The organism is Barnesiella propionica (assembly GCF_025567045.1).
In the GTDB taxonomy this organism is placed as follows: Bacteria; Bacteroidota; Bacteroidia; order Bacteroidales; family Barnesiellaceae; genus Barnesiella_B; species Barnesiella_B propionica.
In genome coordinates this window covers 38,015-63,997 of sequence record NZ_JAOQJK010000001.1, presented here as the reverse complement: position 1 = coordinate 63,997, position 25,983 = coordinate 38,015, and the positions used below count along the sequence as shown (strand labels likewise).

At 37.6% G+C, this 25,983-nt stretch carries 16 protein-coding genes and 1 tRNA gene; 11 read left to right on the top strand and 6 right to left on the bottom strand.

What is annotated here, in order from left to right; translation table 11 throughout:
• The first annotated feature begins 42 nt into the window (after window positions 1-42).
• The 6 genes from OCV73_RS00360 (at window position 43) to OCV73_RS00335 (ending at window position 8,937) form a co-directional block, all read left to right on the top strand.
• Window positions 43-1,212: a glycosyltransferase gene (locus OCV73_RS00360; RefSeq protein WP_147548316.1), complete on the top strand. Its 1,170-nt coding sequence runs from the start codon at window positions 43-45 to the stop codon at window positions 1,210-1,212.
• Window positions 1,205-2,107, top strand: coding sequence for a glycosyltransferase family 2 protein (locus OCV73_RS00355; protein WP_147548315.1), 903 nt, complete (start codon window positions 1,205-1,207; stop codon window positions 2,105-2,107). The genes OCV73_RS00360 and OCV73_RS00355 overlap by 8 nt, the downstream gene beginning before the upstream one ends.
• 32 nt (window positions 2,108-2,139) lie before the next feature.
• Window positions 2,140-3,225: an acyltransferase family protein gene (locus OCV73_RS00350; protein WP_147548314.1), complete on the top strand. Its 1,086-nt coding sequence runs from the start codon at window positions 2,140-2,142 to the stop codon at window positions 3,223-3,225.
• Window positions 3,226-3,286: 61 nt separating this feature from the next.
• A complete protein-coding gene (locus tag OCV73_RS00345; RefSeq protein ID WP_147548313.1) occupies window positions 3,287-4,465 on the top strand; it encodes a glycosyltransferase family 2 protein in 1,179 nt (392 codons plus the stop codon).
• 8 nt (window positions 4,466-4,473) lie between these two features.
• Window positions 4,474-5,544 (top strand): endonuclease/exonuclease/phosphatase family protein, encoded by a 1,071-nt coding sequence (locus OCV73_RS00340; protein ID WP_147548312.1) that lies wholly within the window; start codon window positions 4,474-4,476, stop codon window positions 5,542-5,544.
• Between the two features lie 180 nt (window positions 5,545-5,724).
• Window positions 5,725-8,937, top strand: coding sequence for a hybrid sensor histidine kinase/response regulator (locus OCV73_RS00335; RefSeq protein WP_147548311.1), 3,213 nt, complete (start codon window positions 5,725-5,727; stop codon window positions 8,935-8,937).
• A 116-nt stretch (window positions 8,938-9,053) separates the two neighbouring features.
• Here OCV73_RS00335 and OCV73_RS00330 read toward each other — a convergent pair whose 3' ends face one another.
• From OCV73_RS00330 to OCV73_RS00315, 4 genes are all read right to left on the bottom strand, one after another.
• Window positions 9,054-10,178, bottom strand: coding sequence for a hybrid sensor histidine kinase/response regulator (locus tag OCV73_RS00330; RefSeq protein ID WP_147548310.1), 1,125 nt, complete (start codon window positions 10,176-10,178; stop codon window positions 9,054-9,056).
• A gap of 8 nt (window positions 10,179-10,186) precedes the next feature.
• Window positions 10,187-11,128: a UDP-glucuronic acid decarboxylase family protein gene (locus OCV73_RS00325; RefSeq protein WP_147548309.1), complete on the bottom strand. Its 942-nt coding sequence runs from the start codon at window positions 11,126-11,128 to the stop codon at window positions 10,187-10,189.
• Between the two features lie 25 nt (window positions 11,129-11,153).
• A complete protein-coding gene (locus OCV73_RS00320; RefSeq protein ID WP_262512829.1) occupies window positions 11,154-14,291 on the bottom strand; it encodes an ATP-binding protein in 3,138 nt (1,045 codons plus the stop codon).
• A gap of 75 nt (window positions 14,292-14,366) precedes the next feature.
• Complete coding sequence (locus OCV73_RS00315) at window positions 14,367-14,777, bottom strand: hypothetical protein (protein ID WP_147548308.1); 411 nt, start codon at window positions 14,775-14,777, stop codon at window positions 14,367-14,369.
• A 424-nt stretch (window positions 14,778-15,201) separates the two neighbouring features.
• Here OCV73_RS00315 and OCV73_RS00310 point away from each other — a divergent pair, with 424 nt between their 5' ends.
• Window positions 15,202-17,925 carry an ATP-binding protein gene (locus tag OCV73_RS00310; protein WP_167551178.1) on the top strand — a complete coding sequence of 908 codons (2,724 nt, stop codon included), beginning with the start codon at window positions 15,202-15,204 and terminating at the stop codon, window positions 17,923-17,925.
• Window positions 17,926-18,295: 370 nt separating this feature from the next.
• On the opposite strand, the gene OCV73_RS00305 is transcribed toward OCV73_RS00310, so the two are convergent.
• Both OCV73_RS00305 and OCV73_RS00300 read right to left on the bottom strand, forming a co-directional pair.
• Entirely contained in the window at window positions 18,296-18,763 is a 468-nt protein-coding gene (locus OCV73_RS00305) for a type II toxin-antitoxin system VapC family toxin (RefSeq protein ID WP_147548306.1), read from the bottom strand.
• 1,103 nt (window positions 18,764-19,866) lie between these two features.
• Window positions 19,867-19,940, bottom strand: a tRNA-Asp gene (locus tag OCV73_RS00300).
• 437 nt (window positions 19,941-20,377) lie between these two features.
• On the opposite strand from OCV73_RS00300, the gene OCV73_RS00295 reads away from it, so the two are divergent.
• The 4 genes from OCV73_RS00295 (at window position 20,378) to OCV73_RS00280 (ending at window position 25,965) form a co-directional block, all read left to right on the top strand.
• Window positions 20,378-21,979, top strand: a complete 1,602-nt coding sequence (locus tag OCV73_RS00295) for a M23 family metallopeptidase (protein WP_167551177.1) — start codon at window positions 20,378-20,380, stop codon at window positions 21,977-21,979.
• Between the two features lie 22 nt (window positions 21,980-22,001).
• Window positions 22,002-23,642, top strand: coding sequence for a C69 family dipeptidase (locus tag OCV73_RS00290; RefSeq protein WP_147548304.1), 1,641 nt, complete (start codon window positions 22,002-22,004; stop codon window positions 23,640-23,642).
• A 107-nt stretch (window positions 23,643-23,749) separates the two neighbouring features.
• On the top strand, window positions 23,750-25,498 hold the full coding sequence (locus OCV73_RS00285) for a phospho-sugar mutase (RefSeq protein WP_147548303.1): 1,749 nt from the start codon (window positions 23,750-23,752) through the stop codon (window positions 25,496-25,498).
• Between the two features lie 155 nt (window positions 25,499-25,653).
• Window positions 25,654-25,965: an MGMT family protein gene (locus OCV73_RS00280; protein WP_147548302.1), complete on the top strand. Its 312-nt coding sequence runs from the start codon at window positions 25,654-25,656 to the stop codon at window positions 25,963-25,965.
• Window positions 25,966-25,983: the final 18 nt, after the last annotated feature.

Below are 25,983 nucleotides of genomic sequence, written 5' to 3'. Positions count from 1 at the left end.
AATAATATATATTTGTTGTAAATTTATTAATTTATTGAAAACATGCTTTTTACGATTATAGATTATTTTATATTCTGTGTTATTGCGCTATATGTTTTATATAACGCCTATTTTACATTTTATTCCTTTTTTCCACGCACCTCCAAAGGTAAAAAGCATGAGACTTCATTGCAATCTTTCGCCGTTATTTTTCCTGCTTATAAGGAAGATGCTGTTATATTGGACTCGGTCTGTAAGTTCCTGGATCAGGATTATCCACAAGATAGATATAAGGTTGTAGTGGTATCTGATAAAATGACGGATGAAACAAACCGGATTTTATCCGAATTGCCTGTAAAATTATTAATACCGGATTTTAAGCAAAGTTTAAAGTCGAAAGCCATCAAGTTTGCTTTGGACCGGATAGAAGGATATGATAAGGTTATTATTTTGGATGCCGATAATATAGTTGGTAAAGATTTTTTGAAGCAGGTTAACAATGTCTCCCGGGAAGATATTGCTTTGCAATTACACCGGACCTGGAAAAACTGTAATACTTCTGTCGCGGTATGGGATGCTGTTGCCGAAGAGATAAACAATACGATTTACAGGAAAGGGCATGTGAATGCCGGTTTTTCTTCAGCCATTATCGGGTCTGGCATCGTTTTCGATTTTAACTGGATAAAAGAAAACATTGGAAAATGTACGACTTTCGCCGAAGATAAGGAAATGGAAGTTTTACTGGCGAAAGAAGGTATTTTTGTAGATTATGGAGATAAGGTCTATGTTTATGATGAAAAGACTGCAACCGAGAAGATATTTTTCGGACAGCGTATCCGGTGGGCTCATTCTCAAACCGTAGTTCTGGCGTCTCTGTTGAAAGCCATGAAATCGGGCGCCATAAATAAAAATATGGTGGATAAGTTCTTCCAGTGGATTCCTTTTCCCAAACAAATAAGATTTATAACAGCTGTACTTTTTGCTGTTATCTGGAGTTTTGTTTCTTTCCCCGTTTCAGTAAAATGGTGGAGCCTTATATTCCTGGAAATGGTTATTTTTGCCATAGCTATACCTTTCGAGATGTACAACCGGGCTTTGTTCATGAGTTTATTGAAATTGCCTGTATTAATATGTGTATCTGTCCGGAGCTATGTAGGCGCCTGTATCCGGATGTACCGTAAAGATATGAGTTTTAATAACACACCACATCAAAACGTATCTTCCGATGAATAATCTGGTATCTATTATATTGGTAAATTATAACGGGTTTAACGATACCTGCGAATTGATAGATTCGTTAAGGAGAGTCGAAACTCATCCTTATGAAGTCATTATCGTAGATAATGCTTCCCGCAATCGTGACGGAGAGAGGCTGAAAGACAAATTTCCCGATGTGACAATTATTTGTAGCAAAGAAAATTTGGGATTTGCAGGGGGAAATAATTTAGGCATCGGAAAGGCAAAGGGAGATTATTTGTTTTTTCTGAATAACGATACGGTAATTACGAAGCCGGTTTTGTCGGTTCTGGTGGAGTGTCTGCAACGTGATCCCAATATAGGTTGCGTTTCTCCTAAAACCACATTTTGGCCCGAATATACGGTATTGCAATATGCCGGGGCAACTCCGATGAGCCGTATCACGCTTAGGAATGAATTTCTCGGTTACGGGAAGAAAGATAACGGCGAGTACGACAGGGCCGGGGAGACTGCATTTGCTAACGGGGCGGCTATGATGATACGCCGTAAAGATATAGAGATATTCGGTGTAATGCCGGAAGATTATTTTTTGTATTATGAAGAGCTGGATTGGTGCAGGCGTATGCAGGAGCATGGATTCGGTATATGGTATGAACCACAGGCGGTAATAGGTCATAAAGAAAGTGCCAGTGTGGGTTTGCAAAGTCCGTTACAAGTATATTATCATACACGTAACCGGCTTATTTTTGCAAGTAGAAACATCTCAGGGGTAAAGGACCGTATTTTATCCTATTTATATCAGGTGTTGGTAGCGATTCCTAAAAAGTTATTGATTTATTTATTTAAATTTGAATTTAAATTGATTAATCCTTTGTTGAAAGGTGCTAAAGATGGGTTATCAGTGATAAGAACGAAAAGAAAACCAGGTTGAAGAATAGTGTTATTAATATAAAAGAATAGTTTATGGAATATTCTAACAGGCTACCGTCCGACATTTCACGTACGATTAGTGCTAGCCGTACGATTTTATGTATGCAGGTCGTTTTTATGCATATGGTAATTACAGCACCTGTACCTCAGGATTTCGACTCTCGATTTGTAATATATCAGTTTGTAATTAAGCACCTTTCTTTTCTGAATTGGATCGCGGTTCCACTCTTTGCCGCAATAGCCGGGTATTTGTTTTTTATGAACTACAGTAACACCTGGTCGTGTTATATAAAAAAAATAAAAAACCGGGCGCATAGATTACTTATGCCGGTCTTGATAAGTACTACTTTTTTCCTTTTATTATTCTTTATAGCACAGGAATTTCCTTATACCAGGAGCCTGTTCTCCGGGCAAAATAAACTGATTGCCGATTATAACTGGCTTGATTTTATTAATGCCTATACCGGCATATTCACCGGATATCCTTTTGTCGGACAATGTTGGTTTTTAATCGATTTATTCATTATATGTCTGTTTTCTCCTTTCATTTATATTTATCTGAAAGTCACAGGAGTGTGGGGATTTCTTGTTATAAGCATTATCTGGTATGTTTTTTCCGTATTCGACATAATCGGATTTTCCGGTAGTCAATTTGCATACTTTTTTATATTGGGGGCGTTTGCGAGCATAAAAAATACGGATCTGGTTTTGTTCGTTCGGAATAGTAGAGTTTCAAGTTTTATATTGTTTCCTTTTTTTTATATCGCTTCTTTTGTCGTTTTACATCATTTTAAAATATATTATAATTACATTTATTTCCTATATATATTAGTAGGAATAATATTTATGTTTAATCTTTGTCATTGGCTTATAATAAAAGGATATGGGAATAAGCTGGTAAAACTTTCGGCTGGTAGTTTTTTTGTTTTTATCATACATCAGCAGATATTAATGTTATTGAAAAGAGCTGCTTATAAGATCATAGCTCCGGATAGTAATGCCATGTTATTGCTTTTATATGTGGCAGTACCTTCTTTAGTTATTTTTTTATGTTATGTATTTTACAATTTTTTACGGAGCAGATGTCCCCGGTTCCTCTATATATTTATGGGCGATTAAAAAAAATATTTTATTAGAGAGTGAAACGATTTAAAAATTATAATAGTTTGTAAAAAGACATATGCGTATTCTTGAATTTATTTTTTGGATAAGTCTGTTTATCATTTTCTATACATATTTAGGATATGGTATTTTGCTTTACTTGCTGGTGAAAATTAAGGAATGTTTCCGCCGGACGGTAATACCTGAACAGGAAGGCGGTTTGCCGGAGGTAACACTTTTTATTGCGGCATATAATGAAGAAGCGGTAGTAGCAGAGAAGATGAATAATACTTTGTCTCTTGATTATCCGAAAGACAAATTGAGAATAATGTGGGTAACAGACGGTAGTAATGACAGAACCGGTGAGTTGTTATCGGCATATCCGGGTGTTGATGTTCTTCACCAGCCACAACGTTCCGGAAAAACTGCCGCATTGAATAGAGGAATGGCGTATGTGCATACTCCGATAGTCGTGTTTACCGATGCCAATACAATGATAAATAGGGAAGCCCTTCGTGAGATTGTAGCTTGTTTTCGGGATAAGAAGGTAGGATGTGTTGCCGGAGAGAAACGCATCGCCGTGCAAGATAAGGACGCTGCTGCTGCCGGTGGAGAAGGAATATACTGGAAATATGAGTCTTGTCTTAAATCTCTTGATTCCCGGTTATATACTGCGGTAGGTGCTGCCGGGGAACTGTTTGCTGTTCGCCGGGAATTATTTGAAGAGATGGAAAACAATACATTGCTGGATGATTTTATTCTATCATTGCGCATAGCCGGAAAAGGATATAAAATCGCTTATTGCGATGCTGCATATGCGGTAGAGAGCGGTTCGGCCGATATGCATGAAGAGGAGAAAAGAAAAGTACGTATAGCAGCCGGAGGCCTTCAGTCTATTATGCGCTTGCGTTATTTGTTGAATCCGTTTCGTTATGGAATGCTTACTTTCCAGTATGTATCTCATCGGGTATTACGGTGGTCGTTAACCCCCATTCTTCTTTTTTTACTTTTTCCTGTGAACATCATACTTGCGCTGGGTACAGGTTCTTTTATTTACTGGTTGTTGCTGGTGCTGCAATGCCTCTTTTATATATCGGGTTTGTGGGGATATTACCTGTCTACAAAGTCTATAAAGAATAAATTTCTGTTTATTCCCTATTATTTTTTATTCATGAACGTGAATGTGATCAGAGGATTTTTCTATCTTCGTAAGAAGAGAGGAACAGGTGTATGGGAAAAGGCGAAAAGAAATTCCTGATGTGAATTATGGGAAAATTAGCAGTATCTAAATTCTTTTATAGCATAATAGTGTCAATAACACTTCTTATTGCTATGGTGACGTGTGCGGGAGCTTTTTCTTCCTATTATCATCCTGCATACCATCCTGTAATGGCTGTTATAGGATTGATTTTACCCGGCTTGTTGATCCTGAATTTATGGCTTGCCTTGTATTGGGGATTTAGAAAAAAATATTGGATATGGCTTCCGGTAATAGCTGTTTTGGTTAATTTAAATTATTTGTCTTCGGTAATACAATATAATAAAGATCATAATTCCGGGGGATATGCATTGAAAGTGGCCACATTTAATGTACGTGTGTTTAATCGCGAGACTACCGGTTATACGGCGAAAGAAATAGCCAGGTATATGAACGAAGAAAATGTAGATATTATTAGTTTACAGGAATTTGGCTGGAATACGCAATTTACAAAAGATAGTATTTATAATGCATTCCGGGCATATCCGTATAAAACAGTACCTGTAGAAGACGGGAAGACTCGTATTGCCATTTTTAGCAAATATCCTATCCGGTCTTCTTATTTCATTCCGTTTAGGGATAGTGAGAATTGTGGTATGTGGGCCGATGTTTTAATAAATGATACAGTTATACGGGTATACAATGTGCATATGCAGACTACCAATTTGAATAGCAGCCGTTCGAAACTTGCTAAAAGCCAGCGATTCGATGATATTAACGGAGAGGAAAGAGCTCTTTCCTATATGAAAGAATCTCTTTTGGACAACTTTGGCAAACGGGCAGAGCAGGCTTGCCTGATCCGTAATCTGATAGACAAAAGCCCTTATCCTGTTATTGTGTGTGGTGATTTTAACGATACTCCTGCGTCTTTTACTTACCGTAAATTAAAAGGTTCTCTGAAAGATAGTTTTATAGCTTGCGGAAATGGTTACGGATATACGTATCGTGGTATGTGGCGTATGTTTAGGATCGATTATATTTTTTATTCACAACACATGAGGGGAACCGATTACTATTCTCCGCAATTTAAATGGAGCGATCATAACCCGGTTATTACCCGATTGGAGTTTGACTATTAACAGTAAATATATATGATAAGGAGGTGATACCATATTTTTTATGTAATGGTTTTTCATGTAATAGTTCCTTTTGTAGGGGACTTTGTGCTATTTTTATTATAATTTCTATGTAACTTGTGAATAATTGTTTATATTTACACGGCAATAGAAAAGATTCAGGTGAAAATATTAATATAATATATGCTTGACAGTAACGAGCGGTTTCGCAAAATGTCTTCTCTGGCCCAGATAGGTTGGTGGGAAGCTGATTTTTTGACAGGACATTTTGTGTGTTCAGAATTTCTTGCCGATCTTTTTGGATTGGACAATGATATGATTTCTTTCGAGGATTTTCATAAGTTGGTGTGTGAAGATTATCGCAGTGAAGATTTTACAGAATTCCGGTCTTCTATTATAAAAGATTTTTATGAACGGGTCTTTCCGGTTCATTCCAAACAGGGGGTGGTATGGGGACGCGCCCGTTTAGGGGGAAGTGAAATAAACCCTGTAACAAAAGAAAAATTAAGCTCGTACGGTTCGTTTCAATTAATAGATGATCCTGGGCGTAGTCCTGATTCGGATTTCCATAATGTAAATAATCTGTTATCTCATCAGAAGTCTATTTCACAGAGTTTATTGCGTTTTTTGAAAGATGAAAACGTAGAAAATTGTGTAGATAATATTTTAAAAGATATACTTAAACATTATCAGGCTGAGCGTGCTTATATTTTTGAGTTCGATAAGGAGCATACATACCATTATTGCACACATGAAGTTCTATCTTCCAAGGATATTTCTGCGGAGAAAGATAATTTGCAGTATACGATGGTGGATGAATCGCCCTGGTGGTGTAACCATATTTTGTCGGGGCAACCTATTATTCTCGATACGATTAACCAATTACCTGCCGAAGCAGCATCGGAGTACGAAATATTGGCCCGGCAGAATATAAAATCTCTTATGGTAGTACCCTTAACTAACTGTGATTCAGTTTGGGGCTATATGGGATTGGATCTGGTGAAAAGCTATCATGTATGGAGTAATAACGACTATCAATGGTTCCTTTCTTTGGCTAATATTATAAGTATTTGCCTGGAGCTGAGAAAGGCAAAAGATAATGTGATCCGCGAAAAGCAGTTCTTGTATAATTTATTCCGGTATATGCCTTTGGGGTATATACATATGTCCGTCATTCGCGATAAAGAAGGAGTCCCCTGCGATTATCGTATATTGGATGCCAATCAGATTTGCCTCGATATTTTCGGCCGTTTTAGCGGAAATTTTGTAGGACGCTTAGCTTCAGAAATATATGAGGATCCCAAAAAGAAAGTCGATTTTATACTGGATATTCTGGATAAAGGAATATATAAAGAGATGGACGAGTATGTTGAAGAAAATGAGATTTATTCCCATTGGATCGTTTATTCCCCTGAAAAAGACGAGGTTGTAGGGCTTTTCATTAATTTGGCCGAAAATGTGAAAGCTTCCCGGGCGATGGACCGTAGTGAGAAGCTTTTTAAAAATGTTTTTGCCAATATTCCGGTTGGAGTGGAAATATACGATAAGAACGGTACATTGACCGATCTTAATAATAAGGATATGGAAATTTTCGGGATTGTAAAAAAGAGCGATGTGTTGGGGGTTAATCTCTTTTCCAATCCGAATATAAATACTGAATTAAGAAAACGTATCCGTGAAGAAGATATGGTGGATTTCAGCATGAATTACCAGTTTAAGAACGTCAACGGAGTGTATTATAATTCTCAAAAATCTACAGGGATAGATTTATATACCAAGATATGTAAATGGTACGACAATCAAGGTGTTTTTAATGGATATGTTTTTTTGAATATAGATAATACGGAACGTTTCGATTCTCTTAATCGTATTCGTGATTTTGAGAATTTTTTCTCTTTTATTTCCGATTATGCCAAAGTAGGATATTGTAAACTGAACCTGGCCGATATGAAAGGTTATGCCATTAAACAATGGTTTAAGAATTTGGGTGAGGATGAGAATACGCCGCTTTCCGAGATAGTAGGAGTCTATAGTAAATTACATCCGGATGACCGTATAAAAGCTTTAGAATTTATATGCAATGTAATAAACGGTACGGAGAAGAATTTCCAGAGGGACGTACGGGTGATGAGAAACGGGAAGGATGAGAGATGGAACTGGTTAAGCATGAATATGATTGTTACAAACTATGATCCCGAACAGAATATTATAGAATTGATAGGAATCAATTATGATATAACAGAACTCAAAGAAACGGAAGCGGAATTGGTGATAGCCCGCGATGAAGCACAGGCAATGGATCGTCTTAAGAGTGCATTCGTTGCTAATATGAGCCACGAGATACGTACACCGTTGAATGCAATAGTAGGTTTCTCCAATTTGTTGGTAGATACTAATGATATTGAAGAACGTCGTAAATATATAAAGATTGTACAGGAAAATAATGATTTGTTGCTTCAGTTGATTTCCGATATACTGGACCTCTCGAAAATAGAAGCGGGTATGTTTGATTTTACATTCGATAATGTTGATGCGAACAAGCTTTGTCAGGAGATTGTTTATTCCCTACAGATTAAGACGTCCGAAAATGTAAATCTGGTATTTGATGACAATGAACAGGAATGCTATTTGAGGAGTGACAAGAATCGTTTGTATCAGGTTCTATCCAATTTTGTCAATAATGCTATGAAATTTACCCATGAAGGCAGTATTCACGTTGGTTATGAAATAAAAGGAGAACATATTGAATTTTATGTTTCCGATACGGGCGTGGGCATCGAGAGAGAAAGGCAATCTCAGATATTCGAGCGTTTTGTAAAATTGGATCATTTTGTAAATGGTACAGGTTTGGGATTGTCTATTTGCAAAAGTATTGTAGAACAGTTAGGGGGTAGCATCGGAGTGGATTCGGAGCCGGGTAAAGGTTCGCGTTTTTGGTTTACACATCCGTATGTAATACCCTTGCAAAATAAAGAAGATTCTATGACAGTATCCCAATCAAATGAAATAAATAATATGGTGGTTAGAAAAGATAACCCGGTAGTTCTTGTTGCGGAAGATACGAGAAGTAACTATTTGCTGATATTTTCCATTTTACGGAAAGATTATACGGTAGAATGGGCACACGATGGTCTTGAAGCAGTTCAGATGTGTAAAGAGTTGTCCCCGGATATTATTTTAATGGATATCCGTATGCCTGTTATGGATGGGTTGGAAGCAACCCGGAAAATAAGGGAATTTAATTCTACGATTCCTATTCTGGCGGTGACTGCTTTTGCTTTTGAAAGCGATAAGGAGAAGGCCCGTGAAGCCGGTTGCAGCGGTTTTATAACTAAACCTATATCAGTCTCCTTGTTAAAGGAACAGATTAAGAATGCATTGAATGGTATATTGTAATATGCCCGTGTAAAATAGGAATTTATTCTGATCAAATAAATCAGAAAAAAATAGGGCGGTTATATAACCGTCCTAACGAAAAAATATTAACTTGTATATATTAAAAACAATGCGCCTTATTTCTTTAATGGTATTGAAAAACTGAAAGTCGATCCTACTCCTTTTTGAGATTCAAACCAAAGAGTTCCGCCGTTCTTTTCTACGAAATCTTTACACAATAATAAACCTAAGCCGGAGCCTTCCTCTTTATTGGTCCCGAAAGTACTGAAGTGGGTACTTTCGTTCAGAAGCTTTTTTTGATCCTCTTCACTCATTCCGCATCCTGAATCTTTTACGCTTATGATAGCCATATCATTTTCTTTCCTGATAGAAACGAGGACTTCTCCTCCTTCATGACTAAATTTAACAGCATTGCTTAATAAGTTACGCATAACAGTTTTGGTCATGTCGATGTCTGCATGTACATCCGCAAGTTCGTAACATTCGTCTTGGCTGATCCTAATATGTTTTAATTCGCCTACCATGGATACTATTCCTATAATTCCTTCCAGCACTTCGGTGATTTCGAAATCCTGATAAACCACATTTAGTTTTCCTATCTGGCTTTTTGTCCATTTAAGTAAATTATCGAGTAAAGAAAACACCTCTTCTGTCGTTCTGTTTGCCATTTCCAGCATTTCGAACATATTTTGCCCTATGGTTTCCGGTGGAAGATTCAATATGAGCATGTTCAATACCATTTTTATGGCTCCCATAGGAGAACGCAGGTCGTGAGCTATGACCGAATACAATTTGTCTCGTCCACAGATTATTTTTCTTAATTCTTCCGTCTGTCTTATGATGATGCGTTTTGCAGCGATCAGGGATAGCTGGTGGTCGATGCGGATAGTCAGTTCTTCCTTCTTAAACGGTTTTGAAATAAAATCGTTTCCTCCTACCTGAAAACCGTTTACTATATCGACTGTAGAATTTAATGCGGTCAGGAAGATGATAGGAATTTCTTTCATCTCGGCATTCATTTTCATATGTTGGGCGACTTCGTAGCCACTCATTTCGGGCATCATTACATCCAGGAGCAGCAGATCGGGTTTTTCTTGTTCGATCAATGTTAAGGCTTCACGTCCGCTGCTTGCGGTGATTACGTTATATTGTTCTTTTACCAATAAGACTTTTAGCAATAAAACGTTTGAACTAATGTCATCTACTATCAGTATTTTATATTCGTTCCGGTTGATTTCCATGTTTTTTCTTATTGTATGTGATTCTTGGTAAAATATTCTATCATTTTCAATAAACCTTCTTCTAATTGGATAGTCGGTTCCCAGTTTAGCTTTTCTTTGGCAAGACTGATATCCGGTTTTCTTTGTTTCGGGTCGTCGTGTGGCAGAGGTAAAAATACTATTTCTGATTTGGAGTTTGTCAGTTTTATAATTTTTTGGGCAAGTTCCAGAATAGTAAATTCTACGGGATTGCCCATATTTACCGGCCCTGTGAAATTATCTTCTGTATCCATCATTTTTACCATACCCTCAATAAGGTCGTCGATATATTGAAAGCTGCGGGTTTGCTGTCCGTCTCCATAAATGGTGATTACCTGGTTGTTAAGAGCCTGTAAGATGAAATTAGAAACTACTCTGCCGTCGTGCGCAAGCATTTTAGGTCCGTAAGTATTGAATATGCGGACGATTTTTATCCTCAGATTGTGTTGGCGGCGGTAATCCATGAATAATGTCTCGGCACAGCGTTTTCCTTCATCATAACATGAGCGTATGCCGATAGGGTTAACATTGCCCCAATATTCTTCCGGCTGAGGATGTACTTCGGGATCTCCGTAAACTTCGCTCGTCGAAGCTTGTAAAATCTTTGCTCGTACCCGTTTGGCCAGTCCTAACATATTTAACGCGCCATATACCGAAGTTTTGGTCGTTTGTATGGGATCATACTGGTAATGTATCGGAGAAGCTGGACAAGCCAGATTATAGATCTCATCCACTTCTGCTCTGAATGGATCTATTACGTCATGCCTGACAATTTCGAAGTTCGTATATCCGATCAGGTGTTCCACGTTTTTTTTCGCACCGGTAAAAAAATTGTCTAAGCAAATTACGTCATTTCCGTCTTGTACCAGTTTGGTACACAAATGAGAGCCTATGAAACCGGCTCCTCCGCTTACTAATATTCTTTTTGCCATAATTGATGTATGATGAAGCCTTTATTTAAAGAAAAATAAAATGCCGTTGTAAATTTGCGATGATTTGTTTTTTTAATATGCTTGCATTAATAGGTTTTGGGGCATAATCATTGAAACCGTGTTCCTTTATTTTTTCTTCGTCCGAAGCATATGCGAAAGCGGTAACCGCGATGATCGGTACGTTTGGTGCGTATTTACGTATCTCTCGGGTAGCTTCATATCCATTCATAACCGGCATATTTATGTCCATTAAAATAATTTGAGGCTTGTGTTTTAAGTATAATTCTACCGCTTCACGTCCGTTCCATGCATGAATAAGCTTATATTCCTTTTTCAATATGGATTCTATTAGCTTATAATTATATTCATTATCTTCAGCTACCAGAATAGTGATCTCATGTTCGTTAATTTCTTCAGGCTGTTCTTTACCCTCTATTTTCTTTTCTATTGTTATCGGAAGATAAGGTATCTCGAACCAGAATGTGGAGCCTTGGTTTTCTTGTGAAATTACTCCGATTTCACCACCCATGCGTTTAACTATAGACCGGCATATAGCTAATCCGAGACCGGTACCGGGCACGAATTTGTTCAGTTTAATGAAACGCCCGAACACGCTGTCTAATTTGTCTTTGGGAATACCGCATCCCGTGTCGGTTACATAAAAATGCAGCATCTTTCCTTTAACGGTGTATCCAAAATTTATAACTCCTTTGTCTGTAAATTTTATTGCATTGGAAACCAGGTTGATAATTAACTGAGACAATCTGTTCTTTTCAGAGTGTATATGACAATCTTGTAAGGAAAGTTCAGAATGAAGAGTTAAATATTTGTCCGGTGAAATTTTTAATAAGAGACTACGTTCTAATTCTTTCATCAGGTCGTTAAGGTCGAAATCTGAGTAGGTGAACTCCATTGATCCCGCTTCAATTTTAGACAAGTCAAGTATGTCGTTTATAAGCTGTAATAATAAAGCATTATTGTTCTCTATAATACTGATGTACTCTTGCTTTTCCTTTTCTTCATTTGTTGAAGCCAGGATTTCGGAAAAACCGATGATTGCATTTAGAGGGGTGCGTATTTCGTGGCTCATGTTAGCCAGAAATGCCGATTTGAGTTTATTCGATTCTTCGGCATTTTCTTTAGCCGATAATAGATCTTCTTCCATCTTTTTCCGTTCGGTAATTACCAAAGATGAACCTACCAGAGATATCGGTTTTTCATTTTCGTCGCGACTTTCTATCGTAGCCTGTATTTCTACCCATTCGAAATGGTATTTGTTTAGTATTCTGACATCTTCTTTGACTTTACTGATTTTTCCTTCTATCAGATTTTGATAAGCTTGTAATAACCTTTCTCGGTCTTTTTTATGGACTTTTGAAAAATATTGCTCCTCTGGAGCTACGATGAGTTCCTCACCTGTTATATTTGTTTCATTGTCGTGTTTCACAATGCGATTCATATCGCATATAATTGTCTTTTCTTTCAAATTCCATCTCCAGGGTATGATATTAGCTACTTCTAATGCCATCGCTAACTTTTGATTGGTGGAACGTAGCTGGATCTGGACATTGTGCAGAGCCGTACTGTCTACGCAGAATACGTCAATGAATTTATTATTTCCGGTAATATTCATGACTATATCGTAGAATATGTTTTTATTTTTATTGTACGACGAGTAGGTAATAGTATGTTTTTCTTTTAAACATAAATTTGAATAATGAAGGAATTCGGACATGATATCTGGTAAAACCTCACTGCATTTTTTACCGATTACTTCTCCGTTCGGATAGAAGATCGCATTGAAATAATGGTTTACATTTAAAAATGTAGCATCGGTTATATTTCCTTCGTTGTCTTTTATGAGTGTACCCCTCATATATATGATAGGCATATTGTCTACCAGATTAGTATATTGTTCGCTTAATTTTAGATTTCGCTGTTGGGTGACTTTTAATTTTTCTAGAGTCCGTAAACGACGGTATTGAAAACCGATTATGATGAGAACCAGCAGAATACCTCCGCCTATCAAAAAATCTTTATATTTTTTCCAGAACGTAGGAGGTTTGTTGAAAAGGATCGTTTCTTTAGGGCATAGCTTAGGATCTATTTTATGAAATAATAGATTGTTGTAGTTGAATACTGGCACTCCGTCCGGATTTTCAAAGAATGGAATATTGGATGGCCGTTCTCCTCTCAATATCCGGGTTGCAGTTTCTTTTTCTTTTTCCTCATATTCTTTCGTATCATTGAAATATCCGCCTATAAGAGCGTTTTTATTATCGATATCCGCCGGGTAGAGAGAAAATATCGGGACGGGAGAGGTCTCGGTTATGTAATAAGGATTGGTCATCATCAGGGTGTATCCTAGAAAATCCAGTTTCTGAAACCAAGAAGAAAACAACAAACCGGTCGTAACCGGATCTATATAATTAAGGTCTGTCAGTAAACTGTCGGTCGTGACAAGCGCCGACGAAATGAATTGATAATCGACAAATGGATATTTCTCTTTAATATACTGTTTTAAATCGCTGTCGGTTTGTTGGCTAATGTATGTTTTATCTCCGATGAAAATAAGTTTTTTCATTTCTGGAAGCATTCTGAGCATCAGGTCAAGGTTTTTTTCCGGATAGACAGGCTTTTGCAATAGAGTAATGTTATATTTTTTTTGCAGGTCAGAAAGCGGAATCCGGTTTTCCGGTAGTATTGCTTTTCTTGAAAATAAATTTTCTTTATTTGATATATAATCTTTTTCACTACAAATCATAATAGGTATATCCCTTCCCCATTCAGAAACAAGTCTGTCTATTAAAATAGTACTTCCGAAACCTACCAATACAATCATTTTTGGGGGCTTTATACGGTAATGGGAAAAAATAATATTCTCGAATCTCAACAAATCTTTTTCATTTTCAATAAGCAGTGTATTCATATTTTCTACATGGAGATCCAGCTTATTGCTTTGGGAAGCGATATCCATGATAGGCTTAATGACGTCGATGCTCCAAGGGGTGGCTTCGGTATAAGTATTGATGAGTAGTATATAATCGTTTTCCTCGTTTGCATTGTTTGCAAGCGCATTTGTCGATACTGCCAGGCAGAGCAGTAAATTCGTTATGAAAGTAAAAATATATTTAGACTTTTTCATCTGAGCAAATAGGTTCATAACCATTTTTTATATTACTTTTAATTCGTTTTCGAAGAAAGGTTTAGGTAAATAATCCTTGTACCCGGTGGACGGCTAACTCCCGGTTTTGTCGAAAGCAAAAGCGGTGGAGGCATTGAGAATAACATATTTATCTGTTTTATATACGTCAACCGTTCTTTTTTCATTCGTTTGCTCCTGTCCACACTTGCAATATATCCGGATAGTACCGGCCGGAGCAATTGACGGATTGGAAAGTTCTCGTTTTTCTTTTTTATTTTCCGGGAGGAAATTAGAACTGACAGGGTCATGGTAATCCTCACGTATCGTATTAAAGAGATACGAAAAAGATATTTCTTTAGACAGAAGACTTAATAAGTCTGCGATGAAGTCCGAACAGAAATAAACCTGATGATCGGGATCGGCTTCCCACCAGCCTGTTTGGGCTAAAGCAATGGCTTCACGCCATCTCTCTGCCTCGTTGTTTTTTAAATTGTACGTATTCATCAAAATCACCTGATTGTCTCATGTATATCCCACCTGTTATTTTATGTTTTTGTTACTGCAAAGTTATGAATATATTATTATAAAACAAAAAGTCTTCAACACTTCATGTAACTCCTACAAATATATAAAATGTTTGGATATTAACGTCTGTTTATCGGATTATAATGTATTTTCTGAAAAAAGAATTGACTCATATAATTATAAATATAAATATTATTTATAATAAATCTATAGATTAGTTACCGGGTAGGTTTTGTTAGGTATATGGTTCCGAAGGTAGGTTTATGGATGGAGTAAAGCAGAAAACTTACATATGTTTATCTTATTTGCATTTCATTTTGTAATAAATAATTTAATTAAGCATAGTATTAGATAAAATATCTTATATATTTGTACCTGAATGTGCATTAAAATAAATAATAAAATGATTATTTATATCATAATAGGGGTGTTGTCGGCAATAATGGGTAATCTCCTTTTTATCTATATTTACAGAAAACGTATTTCAGGTCGTTTGGAAATGTCCGGTAAGGTTATAAATTCTATACCTGATATTATGTTTTTAATTGATGACCATTTGATTATACGAAAAATTTATAATGGGAAAAAGATACATGAGGATTTAATTCTGGGTAAACATATAAAAGAATATGTAGATACGGAATTTATCGGCAATGTGGAGAGTGGGATTCAGCATGTTTTGAAATCCGATGATATAGTAAAAGTGGAATATTCTGTCACTTATAACGGTTGTAAATTGTATTTCGAAGGTCGTTTTAAAAGGCTGAATGAAAAATACGTAATCTGTTTCGAGCAAGATATTACAGAAAGAAGGAAAAAAGACCTTTCTATTAAACAAAATGAGAAACTGTTGAATGCGGTATTGGATAATATGCCTATGCCGTTGATAATAAAAGATATAGATGATGAATTGAAATATGTTTACTGGAACAAGCAGTGTGAACTTACCGGAGGATACACCCGTGAACAAATATTGGGAAAAACAGATATTGAGATATATGGTGAGGAAAGAGGGCAGTATTATCAGTCGGTCGATAAAAAGATTATAGAAGATAACGGTTCTTACCGTGCGCAAGAGATATATGTGACTCCGGACGGAGTAAAACATTATTCCATCGTAAATAAAAATGTGGTTTCTAATGACGCGCATAATTGGTTGATGGCTACCCGGTGGGATATTACCGATCTGATAAAGGTACAGGAACAGTTGCAAGAGGCGAATCGTCAGATGAAAATAGCTTTTGCCGTAACATTTACAGTGCCTCTCATTTGGGATATTGCTACTGATTTGATTTATTTGAAATTTCAGGAATTCAAAGATAGAAATGATAATTTTTTCAAAAATAAAAACGGAGTATCTTCATCGGATGTGATCCGTTATATACATCCTGATGATAAGAATGATATATTACAAATATTCAAAGACATAAAAGAAGGGACTATAGATAATGCACATCGCGAAATTCGTTATGATGTCACCGGTAAATATGAAACATATTATGATCTTTACCTTACGGTCGATAAACGTGATAAATCGGGAGCCCCGCTTCGTATCATAGGGACCTTGAGGGATATTACGGATAATAAATTGAATGAAAAGAAATTAATCGAGGCCAACAGAGATGTGGAAGAAGCGCAGGAAATAAACCAGTTGATTCTGAATCATACCAATAATGGCTTGGTCTTTCTTACCCCCGATTTTAAAGTACAGTGGTCGAATGTCGATAAATATTCCAATCATCCTTTCGCGCTGCGTTACAAAAAAGGTTGTTGTTGCTACAAAGCAGTGTTAGGACAAACAGAGCCTTGCACCAGCTGTTCGGCAGGGCGGGCTATGCTTTCAGGAAAAATAGAAAAAGGCGAGCGAAGATTGATAGGAGGGATGGATATAGAAGTAACGGCCATACCTGTATTCGATAAAGGCAAAGAAGGAAATATTCGGGGATGTGTATTGAAATTTGAAGATGTAACGGTACAGCGCAAGGCTGCAGACGCATTGAAAGAGGCCAAGGAGGCTGCCGAAAAATCGGATCGTTTAAAGTCTCTGTTTCTTTCTAATATGAGTCATGAAATACGTACACCTTTAAATGCGATAGTGGGATTTAGCGAGTTATTGGCTGCCACCGAAGACAATGAAGAAAAGCAAGAATATATGTCGGTGATCAGCCGTAATAATGATTTGCTGTTACAACTCATTAATGATATTTTGGATTTGTCTAAAATAGAAGCAAATACTTTGGAATTTGTATATAGTGAAGTGGATATAAATGAGATGCTGAAAACACTGGAAATGACTTGCAGGCGCAAATCGGTGAATCCGGAAGTCGATATTGTTTTTATACCGTCATTGAAAACATGTGTAATTAATACGGAACAAAACCGTGTGTTGCAGGTGATATCCAATTTGGTTAGTAATGCCATGAAATTTACCCGGGAAGGACATATTCGTTTCGGCTATGAGCTGGAAGAACACGGACTGAGATTTTTTGTTTCCGATACAGGACGTGGAATTCCGGAAGAACAACAGTGTGATGTTTTCAAACGCTTTGTAAAATTAGATACATTTACAAACGGAACAGGGTTGGGGTTACCTATTTGCACGAATATAGTACAACGCTTGGGCGGGGAGATAGGAGTTTATACCAATGAATCGGGCGGTTGTACATTCTGGTTCACTTTACCCGTAAAACCGGTGGAAAGCACATCATTCCAGGAGCACGAGGCAAAAACAGCAGCAATTGCCCCGATGGATAAAAAAGATAATGTACGCATAAAACTTCCGGTTCTGTTAATTGCAGAAGATGTCGTCGATAATTTTCGTCTATACCAGACTATGCTGAAAGGTAAATTCACTTTATTGCACGCATGGAATGGAGAAGAAGCTGTAGAACTTTTTGAAAAGAATAATCCGGATGCTATTCTTATGGACATAAAAATGCCTGTCATGGATGGATATGAAGCTATTGCAAAAATTCGTTCGGTAAATGTGGATATTCCCATTATAGCAGTTTCTGCCTGTGCTTTTTCCGATGATATCGAACGCATTATGAAAAGCGGATTTACCGGATATGTAACTAAACCAATTAATAAAACGGCTCTGTTGGAAGCTCTGGAATTTTTAAAATAGTGAGAAAATTTATAGTTTATATCACATGCCTTATTACATAAGATAAAAACTGTTAAAGCTACGGAGTTACTTTGAATCGACAAGGTGTGTTATCATATTGATAGCCATGTGCAGGATAGCCATTTACAGGAGATTCAATTAGAAGAAAAATACCATTTATAAAAATACCGGATAATTTTGAAATGCTTCTGTATTACCCATATATACAAAAACTATCCTGAAAATCATTAATCTTCAGGATGTTTCGTAATCTTATAAGCGGTGCGTACGGTAGTTCTTTTTTACAATCGAATGACTTTATTTAATTGATATTTTGGTTATATTAAGATGATTAAATGAATTGCATTTTTAACTCAGGGATGTGAAGATGTTAATCGTACAGAAAATTTTTGTCCTTTATACCGTCCCCGATATTGCGTATGAGTTCTTCTGTATCCATGGCATGACCACCTAATTCAATGACTTTATTTTTAAATCTCTTATCATTAGTTATCAGTATAAGGTCATTTTTGATTGCAGTCTCTCCAATTATCGCATCATTTGTCCGTTTTATGTTACTATTTCTTAGTTGCTCAATAATGTGATCTCCATCCGTAATTTTTGCCTCTCCAATTCGAGACACTCCAATGACGAAGGATTCTGAAGGGATTTTCTCTGGTCTTAGTGCGGTCATAGAATTAAAAAGCAATGCCCGCTTCTCTTTATCAGGGCATTCATTTATTTCGTCGACTTGTATATGGGTGATACAAACCTCAATATTATTCTTTTCAAATATATCAAGGTCTATCTTCCCTTTTACTACATCATCAAATACATTAGAGTCTAAAATTACTTTCATAATAATTAGTTATTTCTGCATTTTGAAATTACCTATAAATGTATGAATATTTGATTGGCAATAAAAGTTTCTCCAAAATAAATTCTGCCTTTTGTTCAATGCCGACTACCTTATTCCATGCGTAATGCGAATAGATATGAGTTTGGAACTGACAAAAAAATCCTATCGGAGAACAAGCAATATTTTGTCTGAGGTTCAATCGGGTAGTGAATGAAATACTTTATCTTTGTATAGTTCTTCGGAACGGACATATTGTAAGAAGTCCTTTGCTTATCGAAATCGCCAAATTAAGAAGAAGCATACATAAGGTAAGGTACAGATGACTTTCCGTATAGGGTTGTTTGTCCGTGTATATGTAGGTGTGTGGCGATACCTGATAGGCGGGAAGGCAATCTGCTTCTTTTTTTATAACGCCTTGCGCAGTTGTACAAGGTTTGATGACGGTTGTAACGGAATATTTCGTTTTGACTTACTTTTGATACGTTGATTCTTCCGCCCGATGTGCGACTATTTGAGGTCTAATATATCCCGAAATATGCATCCTGAATAACAAGCCAGGAGAAACTCTGCATAGAAATTCTATGATATGAAAGGGCTTCAAATTGAGGCAGGAGCTTCTTCATTGCTACCGACTCATTCAATTTTTAATCTTGTCCTTGGGGATTTTGTATTTAAGGTAAGGATTCTTGATATTTTTATCGTGGCGAATTATATCAAGAATAACGGCACGACATGAATTTTTCTTTGGTAATTTGGCTTTGCTATCCAAAGGCTATTATCTGTTTCATAACCAGTAGGTGTTTTCGTCTCTTGCCCTATAACCATTATCCGAAGATAGATTGAGTAGTTGCCATTTTCAAGGGCTTATCGAGTATGATGCAAGGATATGCGGAGACGGTTTCACCTGGTCTTTATAACTTAATTCAAGCATTAAGTTACTAAAGATTTTTTGAGAAGAAAATTTTCTTTGGGGAATTTTAATTTTGCCAAAATATTGAACAATAGCAAGTTGGCTATTTTGCGAATTCGCCCCTAATTGCGCCCCTCTTCAAAAACAAAAAACTCTAAGTAGTTGAAATTAACTAACTTAGAGTTTTGATTTGCGGTGCGGACGGGACTCGAACCCGCGACCCCATGCGTGACAGGCATGTATTCTAACCAGCTGAACTACCACACCAACTTTTTATTTTTACAACCAGCGAGCCTCTCTCGGTCCCAATTGCGAGTGCAAATATAGACGTCATTTCTCAATTTTGCAATAGTAGAGATTAATTTTATTCAAATAAAATGTACACTAAAGTGCTGTTGCTATTACATACGTTTGATAACCAGATGAAAAGAAGATGAAAAAAATATTATTTTTTCTCACCTTTAAAATAGAAAAAATGTAAATGAGCATATGTATGGTCGAGGTATGTGTGTATAATAGAGAAATAACCTTAATAAAGGGAGCCGGGAAATGTATTTTACTTTTAGCTTTCCTCTGTTTTTTTTATATTTGCGTTCCTTATGACAAAACGTATAATGAAAAAAATATATATCGGTTTTTCTTTTTTGGTAATTGGATTATTAACGATAATAACATCAGCTAAAGCGGAAACTATGTTTCCTCCTATGAAAATACCATTGTATCTAAGTGGTAATTTCGGCGAGTTACGAGGTAGTCATTTTCATTCGGGACTTGATTTTAAAACACAAGGGCGTATCGGTATTCCTGTTTATGCTATGGATGATGGATATGTTTCGCGTGTCATGGTGTCTCCATGGGGATTTGGACGAGCTGTGTATATAGCTCATGCTTCCGGTTATACTACTGTGTATGGTCATCTGGACCGGTTTGCTCCTTTTATTGATAAAATTGTAAAGCCGATTCAGTATAAAAATGAGAATTTTTCTCTTACCCAATATTTTAAACCGGGGGAAATTCCTGTGCAAAAGGGGCGTATTATCGCTTATAGCGGCAATGCCGGTTCTTCAGGAGGTCCTCATTTGCATCTGGATATCAGGGAAACCCGGACGGAAAAGCCGGTGGACCCTATGCCTTTTTTTAAAACTTTAATACGTGATGCCGTAGCTCCCGATCCTCGTCAGGTTGTATTATACCCGATAAATGGTGTAGTCGATGGAACTACTGAGAAATGCCGCCAACCGGTAATAAAAAATGAGAGCGGTAATTATACGTTGGCTCGTCCCTTTCGGGCTTGGGGTGATCTTGCATTAGGGATTAAAGCGTATGACCGGATGGATGGTACGACAAATATCTATGGCGTAAAAAAGACCGAATTGTATGTAGACGGAATACTTCTCTTTTCTTATTGTATAGATGCTTTTTCTTTTGATGAAAGCCGGTATCTGAATAGTTTCATAGATTATGAAGATAAGATACTTTATAAATCCATTGTCATGAAATCATATGTCGATCCGGGAAATAAATTATCCGGTGTATATAATGATGTGGTGAACAGAGGTGTTTTCAGGATAAATGAAGAACGTGACTACAATTGCCGGTATGTGTTGTCCGATGGTTTTGGGAATCGTTCCGTTGTGAATTTTACCATACAAGGAATAAAGCAACCGGTACCTGTGAAAAAGGAGGTGGGACATCGTATGAAATATAACCAGGCGAATTTGTTTGTGGAAAAAGGTGTGAGACTCGAAATTCCGCCAGATGTTTTTTATGATGATTTCAATTTCCGCTATGCTGCACGTAAGGAGCCCGGATATGTTTCGGATGTGCACGTATTGCATAATAACACGGTTCCTATGCACCGTTTTGCCACTCTTACCATAAAATTATCGCAAGATAATCAGAGGGATAAACAGACATATTACATGGTACATATCAATGGTAAAACTAAAAGTACTGTGAAAGGAAGATATCAGAACGGTTATTTAATTTCTAAAATCAGAGACCTGGGAACCTATGCCGTAGCCATAGATACGGTAAAACCTGTGATAACTCCTATTAAACCCGAACAATGGGGGCGCACCGGCATAGTTACGCTTCGCATAAGCGACCGGCATAGTGGTGTCGAGAATTATAAAGGAACGATTGACGGTAAATTCGTATTATTTGAACTGGATGGAAAAACGGCGAGAGCATCGTATAAGCTGGAGCCTTCGAGAGTGTCTGGAGGAAGAATGCATAGGCTGCGTTTTACTGTGACCGATGCCTGTGGAAATGAACAGGTATATACACGTGATTTTAAATGGTAAATATATAAAAGACAGGAAATAGATGAAAAAAAATCTTATTACGGCCCTTGCGGCGCTATTATTACCCGGGGTGCCGGTGTTTGCATGTACGGGATTTTTAGCCGGAAAACAGGCTACAGAAGACGGAAGTACGATGATAACCTATTCAGCCGATTCGCATACATTGTATGGTTCTCTGACTACATATCCGGCTGCAGTTTACCCTAAAGGTTCTATGCTGGACATATATGAGTGGGATACGAATAAATACCTGGGACAAATAGAACAAGTGGAACAGACTTATTCGGTCGTAGGACATATGAATGAACATCAGTTGTCAATTACCGAGTCTACCTGGGGCGGCCGGGAAGAACTGGTTGATACGACCGGAATTATTGATTACGGCAGTTTGATGTACATAACGTTACAACGAGCCAAAACAGCAAGAGAAGCGATAAAAGTGATGACCTCGCTGGTGAAAAAGTATGGGTATTATAGTAGTGGGGAAACTTTTTCTATTGCCGATCCCAATGAAGTTTGGGTCATGGATATGATTGGGAAAGGTCCCGGGCGAAGAGGAGCCGTGTGGGTAGCCGTTCGTATTCCTGACGATTGTATAGCCGGGCACGCCAATCAGGCTCGTATTCATAAATTTCCTTTAGAAGATAAAGATAACTGTATCTATTCGCCGGATGTTATATCGTTTGCCCGTGAACAAGGATATTTTGACGGACTGAACAAAGATTTTAGCTTTGCTAAAACTTATGCACCTGCCGACTTTGGAGCATTACGTGCTTGTGAAGCACGCGTATGGAGTTTCTTTCGTAAATACAGTGAAGATATGGACCGTTATCTTCCGTATCTGAACGGTACTTCAGAGGAACCTTTTCCCCTTTATATAAAACCTAATCGTAAATTAACTGTACAAGATATGAAGGACGCCATGCGCGACCACTTTGAAGGTACGCCTTTCGATATGAGCCAAGACGTGGGAGCCGGCCCCTTCAAAGTGCCGTACAGGTATCGCCCCATGTCTTTTGAAGTAGATGGAAAACATTATTGCATGGAACGTGCGACAGCTACTCAACAAACGGGCTTTACTTTGGTTGCACAAATGAGAAACTGGTTGCCCGACCCTATAGGAGGAGTTCTCTGGTTCGGTGTCGATGATGCGAATACTTGTGTATATATACCTATATATTGCAGCCTTACTCACGTACCCGAATGTTTCAGTCCGGCTAATGGCAATCTGTTGAAATTTTCATGGACTTCGGCTTTCTGGATACATAACTGGGTTGCCAATATGGCATATAATCGGTATGACAGGATGATAGGAGACATACGCAATGTACAGACCGATCTGGAAGAAAGTTTTAATAAAAGTCAGGCAGCTGTAGATAAAGCTGCTGTGGAATTATACAAAAATTCACCGGAAGATGCGGTACGTTATCTCACCGATTATAGTATATCGCAGGCACAGAATAGCACAGCCCGCTGGAAAGAATTGGGAGAGTATTTGATGGTTAAGTTCTTGGACGGTAATGTTAAACGAGAAGAAAACGGAAAATTCCAGGAGAATGGATACGGGTTGCCCGCAAATCCTCTTTTTCCGGGTTATTCCGAAGATTATTACCGGGCTATTGTAAAGCAAACCGGTGATAAATTCCTGGAAACTGTTAAATAATCCGGCTGGTTAAAAAAAGGTTTTTTTTCGTTTTATGAGACAATATTGAAATAAATTGTATATTTGTCTATAGAGAATAAAATACAAATTTTAAATACGTTGTGAATATGGAAAACGAAGAATTATTGAAAGATGTTACGGCGAAAGCCCAGGTATGGTTGGGAGACGGCTATGACGAGGAAACCAGAACACAGGTGAAAGCTATGCTGGAAAACGACGATAAGACCGAATTGATAGAATCTTTTTATAAAGACCTGGAATTTGGAACCGGAGGCCTTCGCGGCATTATGGGAGCCGGAACAAATCGTATGAACATATATACGGTAGGAGCGGCTACACAGGGACTTTCCAATTACTTGAAAAAAGCTTTTTCAGACGTACCGCAGATTAAAGTCGTTATAGGTCACGATTGCCGGAATAACAGTCGCAAGTTTGCCGAAATATCGGCCGATATTTTTTCGGCGAACGGTATTAAAGTCTATCTTTTCGATTCGTTGCGTCCTACACCCGAAACATCTTTTGCCATTCGTGAATTAGGTTGTCAGAGTGGTATAATCCTTACGGCTTCTCATAACCCTAAAGAGTATAATGGTTATAAGGCGTATTGGAGCGATGGCGCTCAAATGATCGCGCCCCATGACAAAGAAACCATAAACGAGGTGAACAAAATCACTTCGGTTAAAGATATTAAGTTTAAAGGCAATCCGGATCTGATAGAGATTATCGGGGAGGAAATGGATAAAAAATATTTGGAAAGAATTAAAACGCTTTCCCTTAGTCCCGATGCTATTGCCCGCCATCACGATTTGAAAATTGTGTATACACCTATTCACGGTACAGGGGTGAAAATGATTCCCGCTTCATTAAAGAATTTCGGATTCACTAACATTATCCATGTGCCCGAACAGGATGTAGTAAGCGGAGACTTTCCTACAGTAGTATCACCTAACCCGGAAGAACCGGCTGCGCTGGATATGGCTATTCGTAAAGCCATTGAAACAGATGCCGAACTAGTCATGGCGAGCGATCCCGATGCCGACCGGATAGGTATTGCTATTCGTAACGATAAAGGCGAGTTCATATTGGTTAACGGAAACCAGATCGTGATGATATTCCTGAATTATCTGATGACCCGTTATAAAGAATTAGGACGTCTTACAGGTAAGGAGTTTATTGTGAAGACGATAGTAACGACTGAAACCATTAAGACCATAGCCGATCGTAATAATATAAAAATGTACGATTCTTACACAGGCTTCAAATGGATAGCTGCTGTTATTCGTGAATTGGAAGGTAAAGAAAAATACATCGGCGGAGGAGAAGAAAGTTTTGGATTCTTACCCGAAGATTTTGCACGTGACAAAGACTCTGTGTCTTCTATCTCTTTAATGGCTGAGATAGCAGCCTGGGCGAAAGACAACGGAAAAACCATGTACCAGATGTTGCAGGATATTTATCTTGAGTACGGATTTTCAAAAGAAAAAGGTATATCCGTAGTACGTAAAGGTAAATCCGGGGCAGAAGAGATTGTAGCTATGATGAAAAATTACCGGGCAAATCCGCTGAAAGAACTGGCAGGTTCCGAGGTTGTTCTGGTAAAAGATTTCGATTCTTTGGAAGCTACAGACATGAAAACAGGCAAAAAAACGAAATTGGATATGCCTGCTACTTCTAATGTCCTTCAATATTTTACCGAAGACGGAACCAAAGTTTCTATTCGTCCTTCGGGAACAGAGCCTAAAATCAAATTTTATATCGAAGTTCACGGGCATATGGACAGTTATGCCGATTATGACAGAGCCAATGCCGATGCCGATGTGAAGATCGAAGCTATTAAAAAGTCGTTAGGTATTTGATTATAACTTGTTAGATATACAGTCTTTCATGCAGGTAATTGGATCGTGAGAGAATAAAAGCCGGATTTATTCCGGCTTTTATCATTACAATCGGCTGTGGATATTCAGGAGATTGTCTCTATATTTGTAATGATACAAAAAAGATTTCAGCAAAGATGAAACCCGATTTAGAGAATTTTGACGCCGAAGTTTACAGTATTGTCAGGGAAATACCTTTCGGTAAGGTCGTTACTTACGGACAGATAGCCCGTCTTGTCGGTTTTCCCCGGCATTCACGCCGGGTAGGGAAGTCAATGTCTTTGGTTCCGAAAGAGATGAATTTACCCTGCCATCGTGTAGTCAATAGTCAGGGAAGGCTTGTGCCGGGATGGACTGATCAAAAGCTACTATTGGAAAAAGAGGGAATTATTATTAAAACCAATGGTTGCGTGAACCTGAAACTATGTATATGGGAAGAAATTCTGTAAAAAAGAATTGAAAGTAAT

Excerpts from the sequence above, each read along its gene's own strand:
- OCV73_RS00305 (WP_147548306.1), bottom strand. The coding sequence starts at position 18,763 with ATGAAAGTAATTTTAGACTCTAATGTATTTGATGATGTAGTAAAAGGG.
- OCV73_RS00295 (WP_167551177.1), top strand. The coding sequence starts at position 20,378 with ATGAAAATACCATTGTATCTAAGTGGTAATTTCGGCGAGTTACGAGGT.
- OCV73_RS00345 (WP_147548313.1), top strand. The coding sequence starts at position 3,287 with ATGCGTATTCTTGAATTTATTTTTTGGATAAGTCTGTTTATCATTTTC.
- OCV73_RS00320 (WP_262512829.1), bottom strand. The coding sequence starts at position 14,291 with ATGAACCTATTTGCTCAGATGAAAAAGTCTAAATATATTTTTACTTTC.
- OCV73_RS00355 (WP_147548315.1), top strand. The coding sequence starts at position 1,205 with ATGAATAATCTGGTATCTATTATATTGGTAAATTATAACGGGTTTAAC.
- OCV73_RS00325 (WP_147548309.1), bottom strand. The coding sequence starts at position 11,128 with ATGGCAAAAAGAATATTAGTAAGCGGAGGAGCCGGTTTCATAGGCTCT.
- OCV73_RS00280 (WP_147548302.1), top strand. The coding sequence starts at position 25,654 with ATGAAACCCGATTTAGAGAATTTTGACGCCGAAGTTTACAGTATTGTC.
- OCV73_RS00335 (WP_147548311.1), top strand. The coding sequence starts at position 5,725 with ATGCTTGACAGTAACGAGCGGTTTCGCAAAATGTCTTCTCTGGCCCAG.
- OCV73_RS00315 (WP_147548308.1), bottom strand. The coding sequence starts at position 14,777 with ATGAATACGTACAATTTAAAAAACAACGAGGCAGAGAGATGGCGTGAA.
- OCV73_RS00350 (WP_147548314.1), top strand. The coding sequence starts at position 2,140 with ATGGAATATTCTAACAGGCTACCGTCCGACATTTCACGTACGATTAGT.
- OCV73_RS00285 (WP_147548303.1), top strand. The coding sequence starts at position 23,750 with ATGGAAAACGAAGAATTATTGAAAGATGTTACGGCGAAAGCCCAGGTA.
- OCV73_RS00360 (WP_147548316.1), top strand. The coding sequence starts at position 43 with ATGCTTTTTACGATTATAGATTATTTTATATTCTGTGTTATTGCGCTA.
- OCV73_RS00340 (WP_147548312.1), top strand. The coding sequence starts at position 4,474 with ATGGGAAAATTAGCAGTATCTAAATTCTTTTATAGCATAATAGTGTCA.
- OCV73_RS00330 (WP_147548310.1), bottom strand. The coding sequence starts at position 10,178 with ATGGAAATCAACCGGAACGAATATAAAATACTGATAGTAGATGACATT.
- OCV73_RS00310 (WP_167551178.1), top strand. The coding sequence starts at position 15,202 with ATGATTATTTATATCATAATAGGGGTGTTGTCGGCAATAATGGGTAAT.
- OCV73_RS00290 (WP_147548304.1), top strand. The coding sequence starts at position 22,002 with ATGAAAAAAAATCTTATTACGGCCCTTGCGGCGCTATTATTACCCGGG.